We start from the raw sequence: 19,743 nt of genomic DNA, 5'->3' as shown, positions 1-19,743 counted from the left end.
CATACAATAATAGAGAAAGACAATGGATATGCCTCTATAACCGATCTGAACAAAATCCCAACGAGTTATAAACCAAACAGGACAAAAACTAGACATGGGAAATTTACCCTTGAATCACTCTTTTCTTTTCAAAATATCCTCAGTCACTTGAATAGAATCCTGGGTTAACGAATACACCCTAAAAAAACCTCTCCCATCATTACTCACATTTGTAGGCACATTAGCAGGCGGACCACTAAACAAAGGAATCTGCAAACCGGTTTCTTCATCCACTGCCAACAAAAAGTCATAATAGTCTTTGTTAATACTCTGCATCTCCAACTTCACCCAGTCTCCTTTTTGTAGGATATAATCTGTCATATCACCATCACTATCCTCCTCCACCACACTCTGCACCCATACTCCATTCACTTCATTCCCATTAAAAAACTTATCATCGGCATATTCAATATCTGATAATTTGGGAGTAATCAACGCATTGTTCAAATAGGCAATAAAGGCATAGTATTCTTTGGTATCTTCAGGCTCCTGGGTAAAAAGTAGTATTTGCCATTGCTTTTGCCCCTGCGTGGTAGTCCAGTCTAAACTTATGGAATCAATAGGCACAATAGGATTCATCACATTACTGGCCTCATAGGTTTCCGTAATCCCATCCCCATTCACATCCACATTAGAAATACTCAGGGTATAGGTATTTCCGGGAATTCCAACATAAGATGAAGGAATCACATAGCTACCCGGCAGCTCCGTAAGTTCGTTTAAAACAATATTATTTTGCCCATCCGTTAAGGAAAGCACCGCACCCGATACCGAAGGGCTTTCTTGATCACTCTGAAACGCAGAAGTAACAGATAGCTGAACAAAATGATCCTGGTGTTGATTCGTAAAATAACCGTCCACCACCAGTTGCGGTCTATCTGTTTTAAAATCCATCTCTATTTCTTCGGTGCAAGCCCCCAATAGAATAAAGAGCAAGAGAATGTTTATATAAGCTTGAATTTTATTCATATCTTAAAATTTAAAGTTATAAGTGATCGACGGAACATATTGAAACAAATAAGTTTTTTGTGCCTTTATTTCATAGGGGTTGTCGTCATCTTGCTCATAATAAATAGACCAGGCGTTTTTGCGCCCGTAGGCATTATACAAGGAAAAGTTCCATTCCCCTTGCCATTTTCTATTATTTTTATTCTTCGTTTGAAGTGTATATGATATATCCAGACGGTGATAATCAGGCATATTTTCTTTGTTTCGAGAAGAATAGATAGGGATTATATCACCTCCAACAAACATTCTACCCGTGGGTGCAGTCATAGGCGAGCCGCTGGTATATATCCAATTCATTCCAATACGTCCCCGCTTACCTATCTTTCGGTTTAATACCAGCGAAATATCATGATTCCTGCTATAGGGTGAGAGATATTTGTTTCCTTCATTTATTTCCGGAATCTCCCTCCACGACCTACTCCAGGTATATCCAATCCAACCACTGTATTTATCCTTATTCACCTTTAGCAACAGTTCTGCACCATAGGCCCACGACCTCCCTATGCGTAACTCTCCCTCCATTTTTTCATTCAAAAGCAAATCAGGATGATCCTTAAAATCGATGGTATTCTGCATATCTTTATAAAAGAGTTCTACCGAAGTTTCAATGGTATTGGAGGACAAATTTTTAAAATACCCCACTGAGAACTGATCACTGATCTGAGGTTCTATATTAGGTGATGACATAAACCAAACATCCAATGGCGTTCCCGATGTTGAATTACTAGCCAGGTGCAAATACTGACGTGTGCGGGCATAACTACCTTTTAATGACGTCGTCTGATTGAGCATATAAGACAGGCCTAACCGAGGTTCCAGTCCCCAATAACTATTAAAAATATCTCCGGAGCCATATTCTTTTTTATCGATCTCCTCGTAGTTTTCATCAAATTCGAATACGGTACCACGCCCCATATTTTGCAAGCCAGAAAACCGCAAACCATAACGCAAGCCCCATCTACCAAAACTTTGGGCATTAGCCACATACAAAGCATGCTCCAGGGCATTGGCGTCCGGCACTTCAATCCTGTCCATCAAGGCATTTTCTCCAGTCCCCATAGCCGTTGCGGGCACCATCCCATGATAGATGGTCTGTCCTCCAAAGCTAAGCGTATTATGTGGATTCAAGTAATAATTAAAATCTATTTTCAGACTATAATCGGTAAGCTTACTATCCCATTGAAAACCTGAGGTCTCATCATTGGCTTCCAGATGATAATCATAATTACTGTTTATCACGGTAACATTAGAAAATAATTTTGGGCTATACACATGATTCCATCTAAGGGTAAAAGTACGATTGCCGTAGTCAATACTGGAGCGTGTTTCTTTAAAAACATCCCGTCCATTGTAAAAGCTAAAATACAAACGGTTATTATTATTAATCACATGTTTTATTTTGGCATTAATATCATAAAAGAATATTTTATTATCCTTATTATCCTCATCGCCCAACAAAGGCAGAAACATGTCAGCATAAGTACGCCGAGCACTCAAAATAACAGACGTTTTATCTTTTACGATGGGACCTTGCAATGTTAACCTGGAAGATATAATACCGATACCACCGTTTCCTTCCCATTTTTTATTATTTCCATCGTTCATCCGCACATCCACAAGCGAGGCCAGGCGTCCACCATTACTAGCAGGTATATCGCCCTTGAATAATTGCACATCTTTAATGGCATCATTATTAAATACGGAGAAAAACCCCAACATATGCCCTGCATTATATACGATAGCCTCATCCAACAAGATAAGATTTTGATCAGGGTTACCCCCACGCACACTGAAACCACTGGATCCCTCACTCGAAGCCTGAACCCCGGGCATCATCTGAAGCACTTTTATCACATCCACCTCTCCCATCAGAGCAGGCACAGCCTTAATATCCTTATTTTGTAATTTCTGAACACTCATTTGAGGATCGCGCACATGGGCATCCGCCTTTTTGGAGCTCACCACCACCTCTTCAATAGTTTCTGTGTCCTCAAAAAGTTCCACATTCAATGTAATATCTTTTGTAATCTCAATGGTTTTCACCAGCCTCTTATAACCCAGATATACAAACTCGACCTGGTAAGTACCGGGTTTAACACTATAAGAATAAAAGCCATAAAGATTAGAAACGGTACCGGTTTTAAGATTCTTAAAAAGAACTGAAGCAGCAATCAGTAGCTCCCCCGTATCCCCATCTTTTATATGTCCACTCAGCACCACCAAATCCTTATCGGCCGTCACTTTAGAATCACCCTTTACACGATATCCTCCAACAAAAATAAAGCATACTAAAAGGATTAAAATTTTATAGTTCATAATTTAACTCGCTAACAGGTTAAGTTCAATTTTTAATAAGATTGCCATTCAAATTGCCAGCTAGCTTGCTTCTATTCACCATAGCGATGCTATGCTTTATTTGAATAAGTTCTTGATAGATGGCACTTTCTATTCTCATGACGAAATTCTAACACATCATTCTGATGACGACCCAACACAAAGAAAGTTACAAATAAGATAAAAAAAAACGATCTAATTTTCATTAGATCGTTTTTTTTACTTTTTATAACATTGGGTAGTTATCTATCACTACTTGCGGAATATCCTTTTATGATACCACGTTGAGAATTTTTCACAAAAAGAACAATCTCGTCACGTTCTTTCGATGCGGGCAGTTCTGCTTCAATCTTTTCTGTGGCATCCGAATTATTCAATCCACTTTGATAAAGCACCCTATAAATATTTTGTATACCATTAATTTGCTCATTGGTATAACCCCTTCTTCTTAAACCGATAGAATTGATACCACCATATGACATTTTAGTATTACCTACTTTCACATACGGAGGAACGTCTTTACTCAGGAGAGCACCTCCCTGCACCATCACATGTGCCCCAACGTGCACAAACTGATGAATCGCTGACGATCCACCCATGATAGCATAATCATCAATACGCACCTCACCGGCCACCTGTGTAGCATTGGCAATTATCACATTATTTCCAACAATAACATCATGTGCGATATGCACGTATGCCATCAACAAACAATTATTACCCACCACCGTCTTTCCTTTGGATGCAGTACCTCTGTTAACAGTCACACATTCTCTAATGGTAGTATTATCTCCTATTATAGCAACGGTATCTTCGCCAGCAAACTTTAAATCCTGCGGTATTGCAGAAATGACAGCCCCTGGAAATATATTACAGTTCTTACCAATTCTAGCACCCTCCAGAATAGTAACATTGGATCCAATTCTGGTTCCTTCCTCAATCACCACATTTTTATCTATAGTAACAAAGGGTTCAATTACCACGTTAGGCGCTATTTTTGCCTCTGGGTGGATGTATGCCAATGGTTGTTTCATCTGATATGTTTTTCTTTTCTCCAACTGTTCCAGCTCCAACAGAGCTGTTTGGTTCTCTCCTGATTCATTATAATCGTTCATACTGAGGTTTTCGTATCTATTTCGCTTAATAATTCCCCATTTTTTTCCGCTGCGAAAATAAACTAAGAATCCTAATAAAAAAAATAATACGCTATTAATCACAACAGCACTTAACAAATTGACATATAATGGCTTTTAAAAACCAAGCAATGAGAACCGTTTATATTTATTCTTGTTAACTACTTATTTTAAGCTTTATTTCTGGTTACATTGGCCATGAATTCTCCTTCTGCCACCACTGCATCACCTACAAAAGCAGTCCCTTTCATATTAGCGACACCACGTCTCATAGGGGTTACCAATACTAACTTAAAAATAACGGTATCACCGGGCACTACTTTTTTACGGAACTTAATATTATCCAGCTTCATAAAATAAGTAGAATAGTTCTCTGGATCTTCCACTTGATTCAAAACAAATATTCCGCCACATTGCGCCATGGCTTCTACTAATAACACACCTGGCATCACTGGTTCTGTGGGAAAATGTCCTTGAAAAAATGGCTCATTCAAGGTTATATTCTTAACCCCCACCACTGAATTATCCTGGATATCAATAATCTTATCCACCAACAAGAACGGATATCTATGAGGTAACATACTTCTTATCTTATTGATATCGCAAATAGGTTCTTTATTCGGATCATAATGTGGCACCTCTGGTCTATTAGCCTGGCGCTTTATTTCAGCACGTATGATCTTAGCAAACTCAACGTTAGACTGGTGTCCGGGTCGTGTAGCTATAATCTTACCTTTGATGGGTAGACCGGCCAAACACAAATCACCGATCACATCTAATAATTTATGGCGGGCAGGTTCGTTATGATGCACCAGCTCCAGGTTATTTAATATACCAATAGGTTTCACCTCCACTCTGGGCTGATGAAACAAGTCGGCCAATCTATCCAACTCCTCTTGATTTACATCTCTATCTATAATAACGATTGCATTTTCAAGATCTCCGCCCTTAATCAGGTTATGCTTCATCAGCATTTCCACCTCGTGTAAAAACACAAACGTACGACATGCACTTACTTCTTCTTCAAAATCGCTTAATGAAGCCAGAGAGGCAAACTGACTTCCCAGTAAAACGGAGTTTTCAAATGATATCATGGTATCGATACTAAAAGAATCATCCGGCATCGCCACCAATTTGATTCCCTTTTCCTTATCCTCAAATACCATTTTTTCTTTCACTACAAAATATTTTCTTTCGGCTGCTTGTGCCTGAATACCGGCTTCTTTAATAGCTGACACAAAATACTTTGCACTACCATCCAATATGGGAATCTCCGGACCATCCACTTCTATCAGGCAATTATCTACGCCTAAACCACGCAACGCAGCCAAACAATGTTCAATCGTACTCACCGACACATCATTTTTTTGCAGTACGGTACCCCGTTGAGTGTAAGTCACATTTTCTGCATAAGCAGCTATAACAGGTTGATCTTCCAGATCGGTTCTTTTAAACTTAAATCCATGATTCTCCGGTGCCGGTTTTAGCACCATCGTGACCATTGCTCCAGTGTGCAACCCTGTCCCTTGCAGAGTAGCCTCTTTTGCCAGTGTATTCTGATTTTCTACCATATTAAAATATCATTGCTAAATAACAACTACTATTCATAGTTTATTCTTCGCCTTTTAATTTTTTCACCTCTTGCTTAAGTGTTCGCACATCCTTCATCAAGTCAGGCAGATTTTTAAAACCTACCCACGAACGGGAAAAAGCTTTTGCTTCAATGGCGGGAGTACCTCTAAGCAACACTCCTTCTTTTTTTACGTTATTTCCGATACCCGTATAAGCCCCCATCTTAACGCCATCAGCCACTTTCAAGTGGCCTACAACACCGGTATGACCACCAAACATACAGTTTTTTCCAATCACCGTAGAGCCAGCGACTCCCGACATGGCTGCGATCACCGTATTTTCGCCCACTTCAACATTATGGGCAATCTGGACAAAGTTATCCAGTTTCACACCCCTTTTTAAAACTGTTGAGCCCATTGTAGCTCTGTCTAAAGCGGTATTTGCACCAATCTCACAGTTATCTTCCAACACCACATTACCCAATTGGGGTATCTTGGTAAATTCCCCGTCGGCCCCGGGCGCAAATCCAAATCCATCAGATCCCACAACCGACCCGGCATGTAAAATGCAATTGTTTCCAATAACACATGAATTATAAATCTTTGCTCCTGGATACAAAATACAATTATCACCGATGCTTACATGATCGCCAATGTACACATTGGGAAAAATACTTACATTATTTCCAATTTTTACATGATCACCAATATAGGCAAAGGCACCCACATAAGGAAAATCGCCCAGAGAAGCAGTATCCGAAATAAACGAAGGTTGTTCAATACCTGTTTTACGAGGCTTCATTTCTGCATACATCTGCATCAGTTTCGCAATCGAACTATAGGCATCCTCCACCCTAATCATGGTGGCCTGAACCTCCCTCTCCGGTTCAAAAGTATTATTCACAATCACCACTGAGGCGCGTGTATCATATATGTATTTAGTATATTTAGGGTTGGCTAAAAAAGAGATAGTTCCAGGTTTACCGTCCTCTATTTTTGAAACATCACTAATAGTAACGTCCTGATTTCCAACAATCTCTCCATCAATTAATTCTGCAATTTGCTTAGCTGAGAATTCCATTTTTTAAAAAATTTGGTGCAAATCTAATAATATTATCTTCATTAAGCCCATGGTTTGAACCATTTTTCTTCGTCAGCGCCTTGCGGACTCCACACAAAGAACCATTCGACCATAAAGTTTAATTATACTTCTTGTGCCCAGTTACGAATAGATTTAGGGTAAATAAGCACGTTTTTTCTAACATTTTTACTTAACACAGATACATTTAAAATATCCGATGCTTTTGAAATATCCTTTAAGACACCTCCCGAAAATAAAATATTTATCTTCTCGTCGGTTAAACTATAGGCATGATTTTGAATACTCTTGGTATTTACAAAATATGCCACCTCTTCGTTATGAAGGCCCAACTCTTCACTCACTTTCTTTTCAATGCGTTTGGTTCTACGCTTATCAAAGGGCTCTTTTTGCAATTCAATATGAAACAAATCTCGGTTCATAATGGCTTTAGACAATGTGGACAAAACAAAATCATCATGCTGTGTCCAGATTTTAATGGCCGACATAATATCTCCATCATCCAACAGGGAAAACTTATCTAACACACCTACATCCCTTTTAAAGTCTTCCCCACAAATATCATTTTCTAAAAAAAAGCTTAGATGCGGCGTGGCAAACAATCGCTCACCCCGATGACTCAAATACTTGGCCCTCTTTAACACACTCACCAATATAGTTTCGGCCACCACCGCCGTTTTGTGTAAATACACTTGCCAATACATTAACCTTCGTGCAATTAAAAATTTTTCGATGGAATAAATACCCTTTGATTCTACCACCAACTGGTCATTGAAAACATGCAACATCTTAATAATTCTATCCGAGCCGATGGTTCCTTCCGTAACACCGGTAAAAAAACTATCACGCCTTAAATAATCCAGTCTATCCATATCCAACTGACTACTCACCAGCTGGTGAAGGAATTTTTTGGAATAAGAATTTTTAAATATTTGGATTGCCAAATCAAGCTGCCGATCAAATGCCACATTTAAACGTTCCATAAACATAACAGATATCTCCTCATGACTAACACCCCCCACCACTGAATGTTCCAGCACATGTGAAAAAGGCCCATGTCCAATGTCATGCAACAAGATAGCCATATGAACAGCCTTTGATTCCTCTTCGGTAATATCCACCCCTTTAGAACGAAGCACACTCACCGCCTGCCCCATCAGATGCATGGCCCCCACCGCATGTTGAAACCGGTTGTGCATAGCACCAGGATACACCATTGAGGTTAAGCCCAATTGTTTAATACCTCTTAAACGCTGAAAATATCTATGTTGTAATAGGTCGAAGATTAAATCAAACGGTATTTTCACGAATCCATAAACAGGATCATTAATAATTTTCAATTTATTAGATGCGACTATTCTTTTCACAAAAAACAATTTAAATAATACAATCGCAATATAGAATTTTATGTGCAAAACAACCACTAAAAGAACCCTATAACACACGATAAAAAAAATACGAGCTATAATTTTAGTCTTCATTTGATTGATAGTATTGGCACCTTGTTGCATATTAAAAGCATAATAACTATCTTTGCAGCGGTTTTTAACTAAATATCTTAAGGATAGGGGGCGGATGTCCCCTATTTTATTACCAATAGGCGATGATTACAAAAGAACAAATACTCGAAATAATAACTCAGAAGATTGAGGCTGACGGTTGTTTTATTGTTGAAGTAAAAGTTTCTACCGCTAATAAAATAACGGTTCTAATAGACAGCATGGACGGCATCAGCATTGACTACTGTATACAGATAAGCCGTTTAATAGAATCATCGTTCGATCGCGAAGAAGAAGATTTTGAACTTGAAGTTTCCACACCCGGATTAGGACAACCATTAAAAGTACTAGATCAGTATAAAAAGAATATTGGACGAGAAGTGGAAGTAACACCGTTTGAGAATGCACCCTTCAAAGGCACACTTATGGAAGTAAATGATGCCGATTTTTTGGTAAAAGAAGAGAAAAAGGTTAAAATTGAAGGAAAGAAGAAAAAAGAATTGAAAGTATTTAATCGCAACTATAAGTTCGACGAGGTTAAATCGGTAAAAATAATTGTTTCGTTTTAACGAGCCGGCAAATATAAAGTCATGGAAAACATTAATTTAATTGATACTTTTTCGGAGTTTAAAGAACTGAAGAGCATTGACAGAGCAACTATGATTAGAGTGCTCGAAGACTCTTTTAGAAGCGTTTTGATTAAACGTTTTGGAACTGACGAGAATTTCGATGTTATAATAAACACGGACAAGGGAGACTTTGAGATTTGGCGTAACCGCGAAATTGTTGGAGACGATGAATTAGAAGACGACAATCTTCAAATTTCGTTGACAGACGCTAAAAAAATTGATGAAGATTACGAAATAGGTGAAGAAGTTACCGACGAAGTTCGTTTCCTGGATTTTGGACGAAGGGCCATATTGAGTCTACGCCAAAATTTATCGGCACGTATTTTAGAGCTTGAAAAAGATAACATCTACCATAAATATAAAGACAGGATTGGTGACATCATCACAGGGGAGGTATATCAAATATGGAAGAGAGAGATTCTTATTCAGGATGACGAAGGCAATGAATTAATTCTACCCAAGGCAGAACAGATTCCTTCCGATTTTTTCCGCAAAGGAGATAATCTAAGAGCTGTAGTGGTAAAGGTAGAAATAAGAAATAACAATCCATTAATTATAGTATCACGTACTTCTCCGGTATTTCTTGAGAGATTATTTGAATTGGAAGTACCTGAAATTTTTGACGGATTGATTACGATTAAAAAGATTGTACGTATACCGGGCGAGAGAGCCAAGGTAGCAGTAGAATCATATGACGAACGAATTGACCCAGTAGGTGCTTGCGTGGGTATGAAGGGATCAAGAATTCATGGCATTGTCCGTGAACTACGCAATGAGAATATTGATGTTATTAACTACACAACCAATGTTCAACTATTTATACAACGATCGTTGAACCCGGCAAAAATTAACAGCATCAAGCTTTTTGAAGATGACAAAAGAGCACAGGTATATTTACGTCCCGATGAAGTAAGCCTTGCCATTGGTAAGGGAGGTTTAAACATTAAGCTAGCCAGCCAACTAACAGGTTACGAGATAGATGTTTACCGCGAAATGGAAGTGGACGATGAGGATGTAAGCTTAGACGAGTTTACAGATGAAATTGAAGGGTGGATTCTTGACGAGATAAAAGCTATTGGTTGTGACACCGCTAAATCGGTACTCGATCTTAGTATATCAGATTTGGTAAAAAGAACGGATCTCGAGGAAGAAACCATCAGAGATGTAATAAAAATATTGAGCGCAGAATTTGAATAAATGTATTATTTTTGCGGATATCAATAGTTTATGTAACTAATTTTAGAGAAAATCATTAATTCCCAATATGGCAGTTGGTAAAACAAATAGACTAAGTAAAGTAGCTCGAGAATTTAATGTAGGAATTCACACGATAGTGGAATTTCTACATAAAAAAGGTTTCGATGTTGAAACGAACCCTAACACTAAGGTGTCGGATGAAATGTACAACCATATTCAAAACGAATATAACACCGACCTTAATGTGCGTAAGAGATCAGAGGCTCTTAGCAAGCAAAAACCTCAAAAGGAGACCATCTCCATTGAAGATGTGAGAAAAGACCTGGCTCCCAAACAAGAACCTGCTAAGGCTAAGAAAGAGGCTGTTGTAGAAAAAACAGAGACTCCCAAGACGGAGGAACCTAAGGTATTAGGCAAAATTGACTTAAATCAATTTAGCAAGAAAAAGCCTGCCGCCGAGAAAAAACAAGAGGAACCTAAAAAAGTGGAAGCTCCCAAAGAGACTCCCAAGGAAACTCATGCTGCTGCAGCACCAAATAAAATAGCAGAAAAGCCTGTTCAGGAAAAAACTGCTGAACCCAAAAAGGAAGAGAAGAAACCGGTAGAAGCTCCTCATATACCAACTGCCAAACAAAATATTGAGGAACCTAAGGTGGTAGGAAAAATCGATATCGATTCTCTCAAAAAGCCTAAAAAAACGCCGGCATCTCAACCAGAAAAAAACAAAACCGCTAAAACTGAACCCACTAAAGAAGTGAAAGCGAAAAACACTGTTGCTGAACAAAAGCCAAAACCTGAAACAAAGGTGGAAGCGAAAACACCAACAGAAAATAAACCAACAAAAGAAAAGGTGGCTAATACTGAAACAAAGGCTGAACCTGGCAAAAAAGAATCTACTGAAGATGATTCAGTATTTAAACCTACTCAGGTAAAAAAACTTTCGGGTCCAACAGTGGTTGGAAAGATTGTACTGCCAACAACGCCCACAAAATCGGATCATAACGCCGACAAGAAAAAGAAAAAACGCAAAAGAATCCGCAAGGATAAAGAACGCGTTAATATCAATGAAAAGTCGAACCAGCAGGGAGGACAAAGATCGCAAGGTCAACGTACACAAGGACAAGGTGGCCAGAGTGGTCAAGGTGGACAAAGTGGAAACAGACCTAACCGTGGTCCTGCCGGCCAGCGTACACAAGATAATCGCAGTCAGAATAACAAAGGACCTCGCAGAGGCAAACCAGCCCACCGCCGTCCGGTTAAAGCTGAGATTAGCGAACAAGACGTACAAAAGCAAATCAAAGACACATTGGCTAGGTTAACGGCCAATAAAGGTAAGTCAAAAGCTTCTCGACACAGAAGAGATAAGCGTGATGCTGTAAGCCAAAAACAAATGGCCGAAGCAGAATTGGCACACCAAGAAAAGAATATTATACAGGTTACTGAGTTTGTTACGGTTGCCGAATTGGCTTCCATGATGGATGTACAGGTAAATCAAATTATTGCCTCCTGTATGAGTCTTGGTTTGTTTGTATCAATCAACCAGCGTTTGGACGCTGAAACCATCTCCTTGGTAGCGGAGGAATTTGACCATACGGTAGAATTCATCAGTGTTGAGGTGGCAGCAGCCATTGAAGAGGAAGAGGAAGAAGATGAAACAATGTTGGAAGAGCGTTCTCCTATCGTAACAGTAATGGGACACGTTGACCACGGTAAGACTTCTTTGCTTGACCATATTCGTAAAGCCAACGTTATTCAAGGTGAAGCTGGGGGGATTACCCAGCATATTGGTGCATACTCTGTGTCATTGGATTCAGGTAGAAAAATAACCTTCTTGGATACTCCGGGTCACGAAGCCTTTACCGCCATGCGTGCTCGTGGTGCACAGGTTACTGATATCGCTATTATTATAGTCGCAGCAGACGATAATGTGATGCCCCAAACCGTTGAGGCCATTAACCACGCTTCAGCAGCTGGTGTACCCATCGTGTTTGCCATCAACAAAATTGATAAACCGGGCGCCAATCCGGATAGGATCAAAGAAGAACTTGCCAATATGAACTACCTGGTGGAAGACTGGGGTGGTAAGTACCAGTGTCAGGAGATCTCAGCCAAAAATGGTGTTAACATCGAAGAGCTGTTGGAAAAGGTATTGCTAGAAGCTGATCTACTGGAGCTGAAAGCTGTCAAAGACAAAAGAGCTGTTGGTTCAGTTATTGAATCATCATTAGATAAAGGTCGTGGTTATGTGACCACAGTGCTGGTACAATCAGGTACCTTACATATTGGTGATATCATATTGGCTGGAAGCTATATGGGACACGTGAAGGCTATGTTCAACGAACGTAACCAAAGGATTAAATCTGCCGGGCCTTCGGAACCTGTTTTAATGCTGGGTCTGAATGGAGCTGCACAAGCAGGTGAGAAGTTTAATGTGATGGAAAGTGAACGTGAAGCCAAAGAAATCACTAACAAACGTACTCAGTTGCAACGCGAACAGGGCATGAGAACCAAAAAGCATATTACACTAGACGAAATAGGTCGTCGTATTGCCATTGGTAACTTCCAAGAACTGAACGTGATTGTGAAAGGTGATGTGGATGGATCCATTGAGGCTCTTTCTGATTCCCTGATCAAGCTATCCACCGACGAAATACAAGTAAATGTAATTCACAAAGCCGTGGGGCAAATCTCAGAATCGGACATCATGCTTGCCACAGCTTCCAACGCCTTGGTCATTGGTTTCCAAGTGCGCCCATCTATGGCAGCTCGTAAGATAGCCGAGAAAGAAGAAATCGACATACGACTGTACTCAATCATCTACGATGCCATTGAGGAGCTTAAAGGGGCAATGGAAGGAATGCTTTCTCCGGAAATTAAGGAGCAAGTTACTTCTACACTTGAAGTACGTGAAACATTTAAAATCACCAAAGTGGGTACCATTGCCGGATGTATGGTGAAAGAGGGTAAAATCAAGCGCAATTCAAAAGTCCGCTTGATCAGAGATGGTATCGTTATCTATACCGGTGATTTGGCTGCCTTGAAACGCTTTAAAGACGACGTGAAAGAAGTAGCTTCTGGTTATGAGTGTGGTGTAAGTATCACCAACTACAATGACATTAAAGAAGGCGACCTTATTGAAGCATTTGAAGAAGTTGAGGTTTCAAGAAAACTATAAGCTGAAATAAAAATTCTTTATATAGCATCCCTGTTCATTTTATTGAACAGGGATTTTTTTTGCCCTTAATTTCGAATATGCCTCCACCTTAACAATAGGGCAATAAAAAACCCGAAGAAAATCCCCGGGTTAGTATATGCGATTATATTAGGTGGTATAACTACCCAATCAATTCCTTGTATTGCTCTGCTGATAATAGCTGATCAAAATCAGCTGCATCCTCAGCTTGAATTTTAACCATCCAACCACCTTCATAAGGTGCCTTATTTACTAATTCAGGCTGATCCTCCAATGCAGGATTCACTTCAAGCACCTTACCCTTAACAGGCATGTAAAGATCAGAAACGGTTTTTACTGCCTCAATGGTACCAAAAACCTCTTCTTTATCCAAGTCTTCACCTTCGGTTTCTATTTCGATAAAAACAATGTCACCCAGTTCACCTTGTGCAAAATCTGTGATACCAACAGTTGCTTTATCGCCTTCAATTAAAACCCATTCATGATCTTTTGTATACTTTAAATTCTCGGGAACATTCATTTGTCTGCTTTTTTAAATTATGAGTATCAAAATTAAAACAAAATACTATTGCAATTCATGGTAAATGTCATGGTTTACTATTTCGCTACTAACTAGCTACTACAAGTCCACGACTAATTTATTTCGTCCAGTTTATAAGGGGTTTCCTGATAAACGTAATAGTTCAACCAGTTTGTAAACATCAAGCTGGCATGGCTCCTCCAACGAACAATAGGATCGTTGGCTGTATCATCATTGGGAAAATAGTTTTTCGGGATAGAAATATTATCTCCCTTTTCCAGGTCTCTAAAATATTCCTCACGCAATGTAAAAGGATCGTACTCTGCATGACCGGTAACAAAAATCAATCGTTTGTCGGGTGAAGCCACAATATGAACACCAGCTTCGTCTGACTCTGCCAGAATTTTGATACCCTGTATTTTATCTATATCCTTAGCCCTGACACCTGTGAAACGGGAGTGTGGTGCATAAAAAACATCATCAAAACCTCTCATCAGTGGCTCCTTTTTATCAATGACCCTATGTTCAAAGACACCAAAGAGCTTTTCGCTAAGTTGGTACTTAGGAACCCCATAATGATAATATAAGCCAGCCTGGGCACCCCAGCAAATATGGAGAGTACTGGTTACATTTCGTCTACTCCACTCCATTATCTCTTTCAACTCCTCCCAATAGGTAACCTCATCAAACTCCAGATGTTCAACAGGTGCACCGGTAACAATCATACCATCATATTTGTCTCCTTTCACCTCCTCAAAGGTCTTATAAAAATTAAGCAAATGTTCTTTGGGAGTAGACTTTGGAGCATGTGTACTTGTCATCAATAGATCCACTTCCACCTGCAAAGGTGTGTTGGATAATACCCGCATAATCTGTGCCTCTGTGGTAATCTTTAAGGGCATCAGGTTAAAAACGACAATTTTTAATGGACGAATATCCTGCTGACATGCGCGCGATTCATCCATCACAAAAACATTTTCACTTTCCAACACATTACGTGCAGGTAATTTATCCGGGATTTTTATAGGCATATTAATTTTTTTTAGCAACAAAGGCCGTAAATTACGGCCTTATTTCTTAATTTACAATGATATTTTACCGTTTTATTAACCCAAAAAACAAAATATTAAGTATATTTTGAACTTGCTCAACCATATCTTCATATTTATTGGCTGCCTTAAACATAGGTATTTCAACACCCTTTAAAGCCAAGGCAATGGCCATAGCACCCATATGAACATTTTTCATATGGAACGAACCATCAGCAATACCTTCATTGATGATCAGCTCTATCATTTCAACTTCTGCTTTCTCGGTGGTTTCCTTCACTGTTTTAACAAATTCAATCCCCCCAAATCTCTCATCGGTAAGGGCCTTAAAATAATTATTTTGCTCACTGATGGTTTTCATTCTGGTGAGCACATAATCATTTAGCTTTTCTTGCGGATTCTTGTCTGATTCCACAACAACCTTCAGCTTAGAGATCAACTCTCCTTGTTCCTTGTCTATAACCGCTTGAAATATCTCTTCTTTGTTCTTAAAATAATAATACAAAGAACTCTTTCCCTTATGGAGTTCAAGAGCAATATCTTCCATCGTGGTTTTCTTGTAGCCAAATTTGGCAAACAAGCTCTGCGCAGCTTCCAATATGGAAACACGTACAGATTCATTGTAATTAAGGCTTTCAGTTGTCATACGGCATATCGGGATTTTTACGTTTATATACAAATATACGAAATTACAATGGCAATTAAAAGACTTTCACCTCTGAATATACATCGCCCTAATATTTAGTTGAACATTTTGTTCGAAGAAATAAGTCAATAAAATAAGGTGGCTTATGGTATTTGACATAAAAAGTCAATTGTTCGATCATGAATATCCTGGTAAAACCACTCCATATTTCAATAAAAATACGGCTATGTACAATTGCGTACTGTTTGCAAAAGGTAAATAGCGCATAATAAATAGTGGCTGCAAGAAAACAACCGTCTTTTCTGTCTTTGACAAAAAGTTTCAAAGACAAGGCTTTCTATATTTTTGAAACTAAGCAGTTTACTGTTTGTAAATGACTGTTTCAAAAATGAGAATAACGCAGTGTTTGGAGTATTCTTGCAAAGACTAAATGGGAATAAAGCAAGTCACAATCAGGTGCTATTTACTAGTCAGACACCAACTCAAAATCCAATTGTTTCTTGATTAGATTGGCCTTGGCTACAAGTATAGTAACCGGATCACCCAGTTGGTATTTTTTCTTATATCTTCGACCTACGATACAGTAATTTTCTTCATCAAAGCGATAAAAGTCATCACCCAAATTACGTATAGAAACCATTCCCTCACATTTATTATCATCCAATTCCACGTAGAATCCCCATTCGGTAACGCCGGATATAACACCCGTAAATTCGCCCCCTACATGCTCTTTCATAAACTCTACTTGTTTTAGTTTAATGGAAGCTCTTTCTGCTTCTGCAGCCGTCATTTCCATCTTAGAGCAATGTTTACATTGGTCTTCTATTTTTTCAATATTAGCCGAACGACCACCTTCTAAATAGGATTCCAATAGACGATGAACCATCATATCGGGATAACGACGTATGGGAGAAGTAAAGTGCGAATAGTGTTTAAAAGCAAGACCATAGTGACCTACATTATGGGTAGAATAGGTAGCTTTAGCCATGGTTCGTATGGCCAAGGTTTCAATAATATTTTGTTCTTTCTTTCCTTCTACCTCCTTTAACAGTCGATTGATAGAACTACTGATTCGCTCCTCTCCCATAGGCATGGCCTCGTAACCAAATTTACGCACAAAGCGCGCAAAGTTCTCAAACTTATCCGGATCCGGATTATTATGTACTCTGTAAACAAAGGTCTTGGCCTTAGTTCCGCGACCACTAGATATTTCATTTTTACCAATAAATTCAGCCACTCGCTTATTGGCCAATAACATAAATTCCTCTATCAACTTATTGGCATCTTTCGACTCTTTAAAAAAGACACTCACCGGATGCCCTTTTTCATCGATATCAAATTTCACTTCCACACGCTCAAAGGATATGGCTCCATGGGCAAAACGTTGTTTTCTGAGTTCTTTAGCCAAGCGATCCAATGTCAATACCTCATTTTTAAAGTCACCGCTACCTGTTTCAATAATGGACTGGGCCTCTTCATAGGTAAAACGCCTATCGCTATAGATAATGGTTTTGCCATACCAGGTATCCACCAAATTCGCATTGTCGTCCAATTCAAACACGACTGAGAAACACAATTTTTCTTCATGGGGTCGTAAAGAGCACACCCCATTACTAAGTCTCTCTGGCAACATCGGCACAACTCTATCAACCAAATAAACAGAGGTAGCACGCTCATAACCTTCTTTATCGATAATAGTCTTGGGTTTTACGTAATGCGTTACATCGGCAATATGTACGCCCACCTCCCAATTTCCATTATCCAATTTTTGTATGGATAGCGCGTCATCAAAGTCCTTGGCATCTTTAGGATCAATGGTAAAGGTGGTCACTTTTCTGAAGTCGCGTCGCTTTTTTATCTCTTCTTCACTAATCTTATCACCTATTTTCTCAGCAGCTTCTATTACTTTTTCCGGATATTCATATGGCAAATCAAATTCGGCCAGGATAGCATGTATTTCGGCATTGTTCTCTCCAGCATCACCCAGCACATCCACAATCTCACCAAAAGGATTCTTCGTATAATCATCCCAATCGGTTATCCGACCCACAGCCAACTGGCCATTCTCTGCACCATTCAATTTAGCCATTGGGATAAACAAATCCTTGAACATGACTTTTTTATCTGTTACCAGAAAAGCAAAGCTCTTTGATATCTCCACTCGTCCCACAAAGGTATTCCGTTTACGCTCCAGGACTTCAACAACTTCACCCTCAAGGGACTTCCTTCGGCGTTTTGCAAAAGTATGCACCTTAACCAAATCACCATTTAAAGCATTTCGCAGGTTTTGCTGACTCACAAAAACATCATCTCCAATACCGTCCTGGGGCACTATGTAAGCAGTACCTGTGCTGGTAGCATCAACCCTGCCCACCACAAAAGCACCTCGTGACAACAACTTAAATTTTCCCTTGCTTACTTCTGATAAAAAACCACTCTCCAATAATTCGTACAGAACCTCCACCACTGTTTGCTTCAAAACCATTTTTTTTAGGCCCAGCAGCTCCGATATCTGTTTGTAGTTATATGTATTTTTAGGGTTATTCGTAAATACGCCTTGTACAAGACCTACTATCTGACTTTTCTTCAATCCCCTACTTCTTTTTTTTGTTTTCTTTTTACCACTCATGGGTATCTTCATTTATTAATATTACTAACTGCAAAATAACAAATTTTCTATTGACAATAGCTATTTTATACCAATATAATCACATAGTCCCTCAAGGTTTTAAAACCCTAAAACGATTTGCTACCATTAAGGAGAATATTAAATTATAGAGGTATGTATAAATATTTCCACTCCCTCTCCCCTATTATGCCACATTTCAATTCCAGTATGGTGTAGTAAGTACATAATTGCTGCATTTTCTGCGGCATCATGGTTACTACAAAAAAGAAGGCTTTTCTGAGACGAGGCATAGCGACTACTATGGTGAGTTGAAGAAAAGTAACGTAGTGACTTCTTTTGAAGCCATTTAAAGACGTAATAGATTTTCTAATGCATTTTCCGGGTTACAGCTCTCGCCGCCGACCACGGCTATTGTTCTGGCCAACCCTGCGCTCGTTAACCTGATAGTTGAGCTTTCAAATGAGAATCACTCATTGATTGAAAATTATCGTCATGTCCTTTTTGTCATTGCCACAAAAAGGACCAAAAAAGTCTAGAACAATAGATCGCTATCAACCCGCACCGAGCTCCAATTCCATCCTGCACACTCTTCTTTCGCGCTAGGCCAGCCACACTACCTCCTCGAGTGCGCCCTTGAAGCTCTCTCGCCAACGCCGGCCCCGGGGCTATTGTTCTGGCCTGCCCTGCGGTTTTTAAATTGAAACTTTCTTATTTAAATGGAAGATATCCTTTAATTGAGAAATCTTAAATACGGGTTTTTATAACTGAGAGCTTCTATGTTCTACCTAGATTTATATTTAAAACGTAGGTTTCCAATATCTGAGAAACACAACTTCCCAACTCGCCAACTACAACGATTTAGACAACTCGCCAACTAAATGGCCATAAAAGAAGAATTTTCTGAGACGAGCCATAGCAACTACTATGGTGAGTTGAAGAAAAGTAACGTAGTGACTTCTTTTGAAGCCATTTAAAGACGTAATAGATGTTCTAATGCATTTTCCGGGTTACAGCTCTCGCCGCCGACCACGGCTATTGTTCTGGCCAACCCTGCACTCGTTAACCTGATAGTTGAGCTTTCAAATGAAAATCACTCATTGATTGAAAATTATCGTCATGTCCTTTTTGTCATTGCCACAAAAAGGACCAAAAAAGTCTAGAACAATAGATCGCTATCAACCCGCACCGAGCTCCAAT

The 19,743-nt window shown here is 39.2% G+C and carries 13 protein-coding genes; 3 read left to right on the top strand and 10 right to left on the bottom strand.

Annotated features, from left to right (window positions below):
• Positions 1 to 114: 114 nt before the first annotated feature.
• From CYTFE_RS27670 to CYTFE_RS0121905, 6 genes are all read right to left on the bottom strand, one after another.
• Entirely contained in the window at positions 115 to 1,008 is an 894-nt protein-coding gene (locus CYTFE_RS27670) for a DUF4249 family protein (RefSeq protein ID WP_052343364.1), read from the bottom strand.
• A gap of 3 nt (positions 1,009 to 1,011) precedes the next feature.
• Positions 1,012 to 3,363, bottom strand: coding sequence for a TonB-dependent receptor (locus tag CYTFE_RS0121925; RefSeq protein ID WP_027473575.1), 2,352 nt, complete (start codon positions 3,361 to 3,363; stop codon positions 1,012 to 1,014).
• Between the two features lie 260 nt (positions 3,364 to 3,623).
• On the bottom strand, positions 3,624 to 4,415 hold the full coding sequence (gene lpxA, locus CYTFE_RS0121920) for an acyl-ACP--UDP-N-acetylglucosamine O-acyltransferase (protein WP_027473574.1): 792 nt from the start codon (positions 4,413 to 4,415) through the stop codon (positions 3,624 to 3,626).
• Between the two features lie 269 nt (positions 4,416 to 4,684).
• The gene (locus CYTFE_RS0121915) at positions 4,685 to 6,085 is read right to left on the bottom strand and encodes a bifunctional UDP-3-O-[3-hydroxymyristoyl] N-acetylglucosamine deacetylase/3-hydroxyacyl-ACP dehydratase (RefSeq protein WP_027473573.1); all 1,401 of its coding nucleotides are present in this window, start codon (positions 6,083 to 6,085) and stop codon (positions 4,685 to 4,687) included.
• Positions 6,086 to 6,125: 40 nt separating this feature from the next.
• The gene (lpxD, locus tag CYTFE_RS0121910; RefSeq protein ID WP_027473572.1) at positions 6,126 to 7,166 is read right to left on the bottom strand and encodes a UDP-3-O-(3-hydroxymyristoyl)glucosamine N-acyltransferase; all 1,041 of its coding nucleotides are present in this window, start codon (positions 7,164 to 7,166) and stop codon (positions 6,126 to 6,128) included.
• 122 nt (positions 7,167 to 7,288) lie between these two features.
• Positions 7,289 to 8,551, bottom strand: coding sequence for an HD domain-containing protein (locus tag CYTFE_RS0121905; RefSeq protein WP_235208218.1), 1,263 nt, complete (start codon positions 8,549 to 8,551; stop codon positions 7,289 to 7,291).
• Between the two features lie 236 nt (positions 8,552 to 8,787).
• Here CYTFE_RS0121905 and rimP point away from each other — a divergent pair, with 236 nt between their 5' ends.
• From rimP to infB, 3 genes are all read left to right on the top strand, one after another.
• Entirely contained in the window at positions 8,788 to 9,252 is a 465-nt protein-coding gene (gene rimP / locus CYTFE_RS0121900; RefSeq protein ID WP_027473570.1) for a ribosome assembly cofactor RimP, read from the top strand.
• 21 nt (positions 9,253 to 9,273) lie between these two features.
• The gene (gene nusA / locus CYTFE_RS0121895; RefSeq protein WP_027473569.1) at positions 9,274 to 10,509 is read left to right on the top strand and encodes a transcription termination factor NusA; all 1,236 of its coding nucleotides are present in this window, start codon (positions 9,274 to 9,276) and stop codon (positions 10,507 to 10,509) included.
• Between the two features lie 67 nt (positions 10,510 to 10,576).
• Positions 10,577 to 13,684: a translation initiation factor IF-2 gene (infB, locus tag CYTFE_RS0121890; RefSeq protein ID WP_027473568.1), complete on the top strand. Its 3,108-nt coding sequence runs from the start codon at positions 10,577 to 10,579 to the stop codon at positions 13,682 to 13,684.
• A 160-nt stretch (positions 13,685 to 13,844) separates the two neighbouring features.
• On the opposite strand, the gene gcvH is transcribed toward infB, so the two are convergent.
• From gcvH to rnr, 4 genes are all read right to left on the bottom strand, one after another.
• Positions 13,845 to 14,222, bottom strand: a complete 378-nt coding sequence (gene gcvH / locus CYTFE_RS0121885; protein WP_027473567.1) for a glycine cleavage system protein GcvH — start codon at positions 14,220 to 14,222, stop codon at positions 13,845 to 13,847.
• Between the two features lie 113 nt (positions 14,223 to 14,335).
• Complete coding sequence (gene metA / locus CYTFE_RS0121880; protein ID WP_027473566.1) at positions 14,336 to 15,253, bottom strand: homoserine O-acetyltransferase MetA; 918 nt, start codon at positions 15,251 to 15,253, stop codon at positions 14,336 to 14,338.
• Positions 15,254 to 15,317: 64 nt separating this feature from the next.
• Positions 15,318 to 15,917, bottom strand: coding sequence for a TetR/AcrR family transcriptional regulator (locus CYTFE_RS0121875; RefSeq protein ID WP_027473565.1), 600 nt, complete (start codon positions 15,915 to 15,917; stop codon positions 15,318 to 15,320).
• Between the two features lie 466 nt (positions 15,918 to 16,383).
• Complete coding sequence (rnr, locus tag CYTFE_RS0121865) at positions 16,384 to 18,546, bottom strand: ribonuclease R (RefSeq protein WP_027473564.1); 2,163 nt, start codon at positions 18,544 to 18,546, stop codon at positions 16,384 to 16,386.
• Between the last annotated feature and the right edge of the window lie 1,197 nt (positions 18,547 to 19,743).

This window comes from Saccharicrinis fermentans DSM 9555 = JCM 21142, from assembly GCF_000517085.1.
Classification (GTDB): Bacteria; Bacteroidota; Bacteroidia; order Bacteroidales; family Marinilabiliaceae; genus Saccharicrinis; species Saccharicrinis fermentans.
The sequence above is the reverse complement of the archived record's forward strand: the minus strand, read 5'-3'. Positions and strand labels throughout refer to the sequence as shown.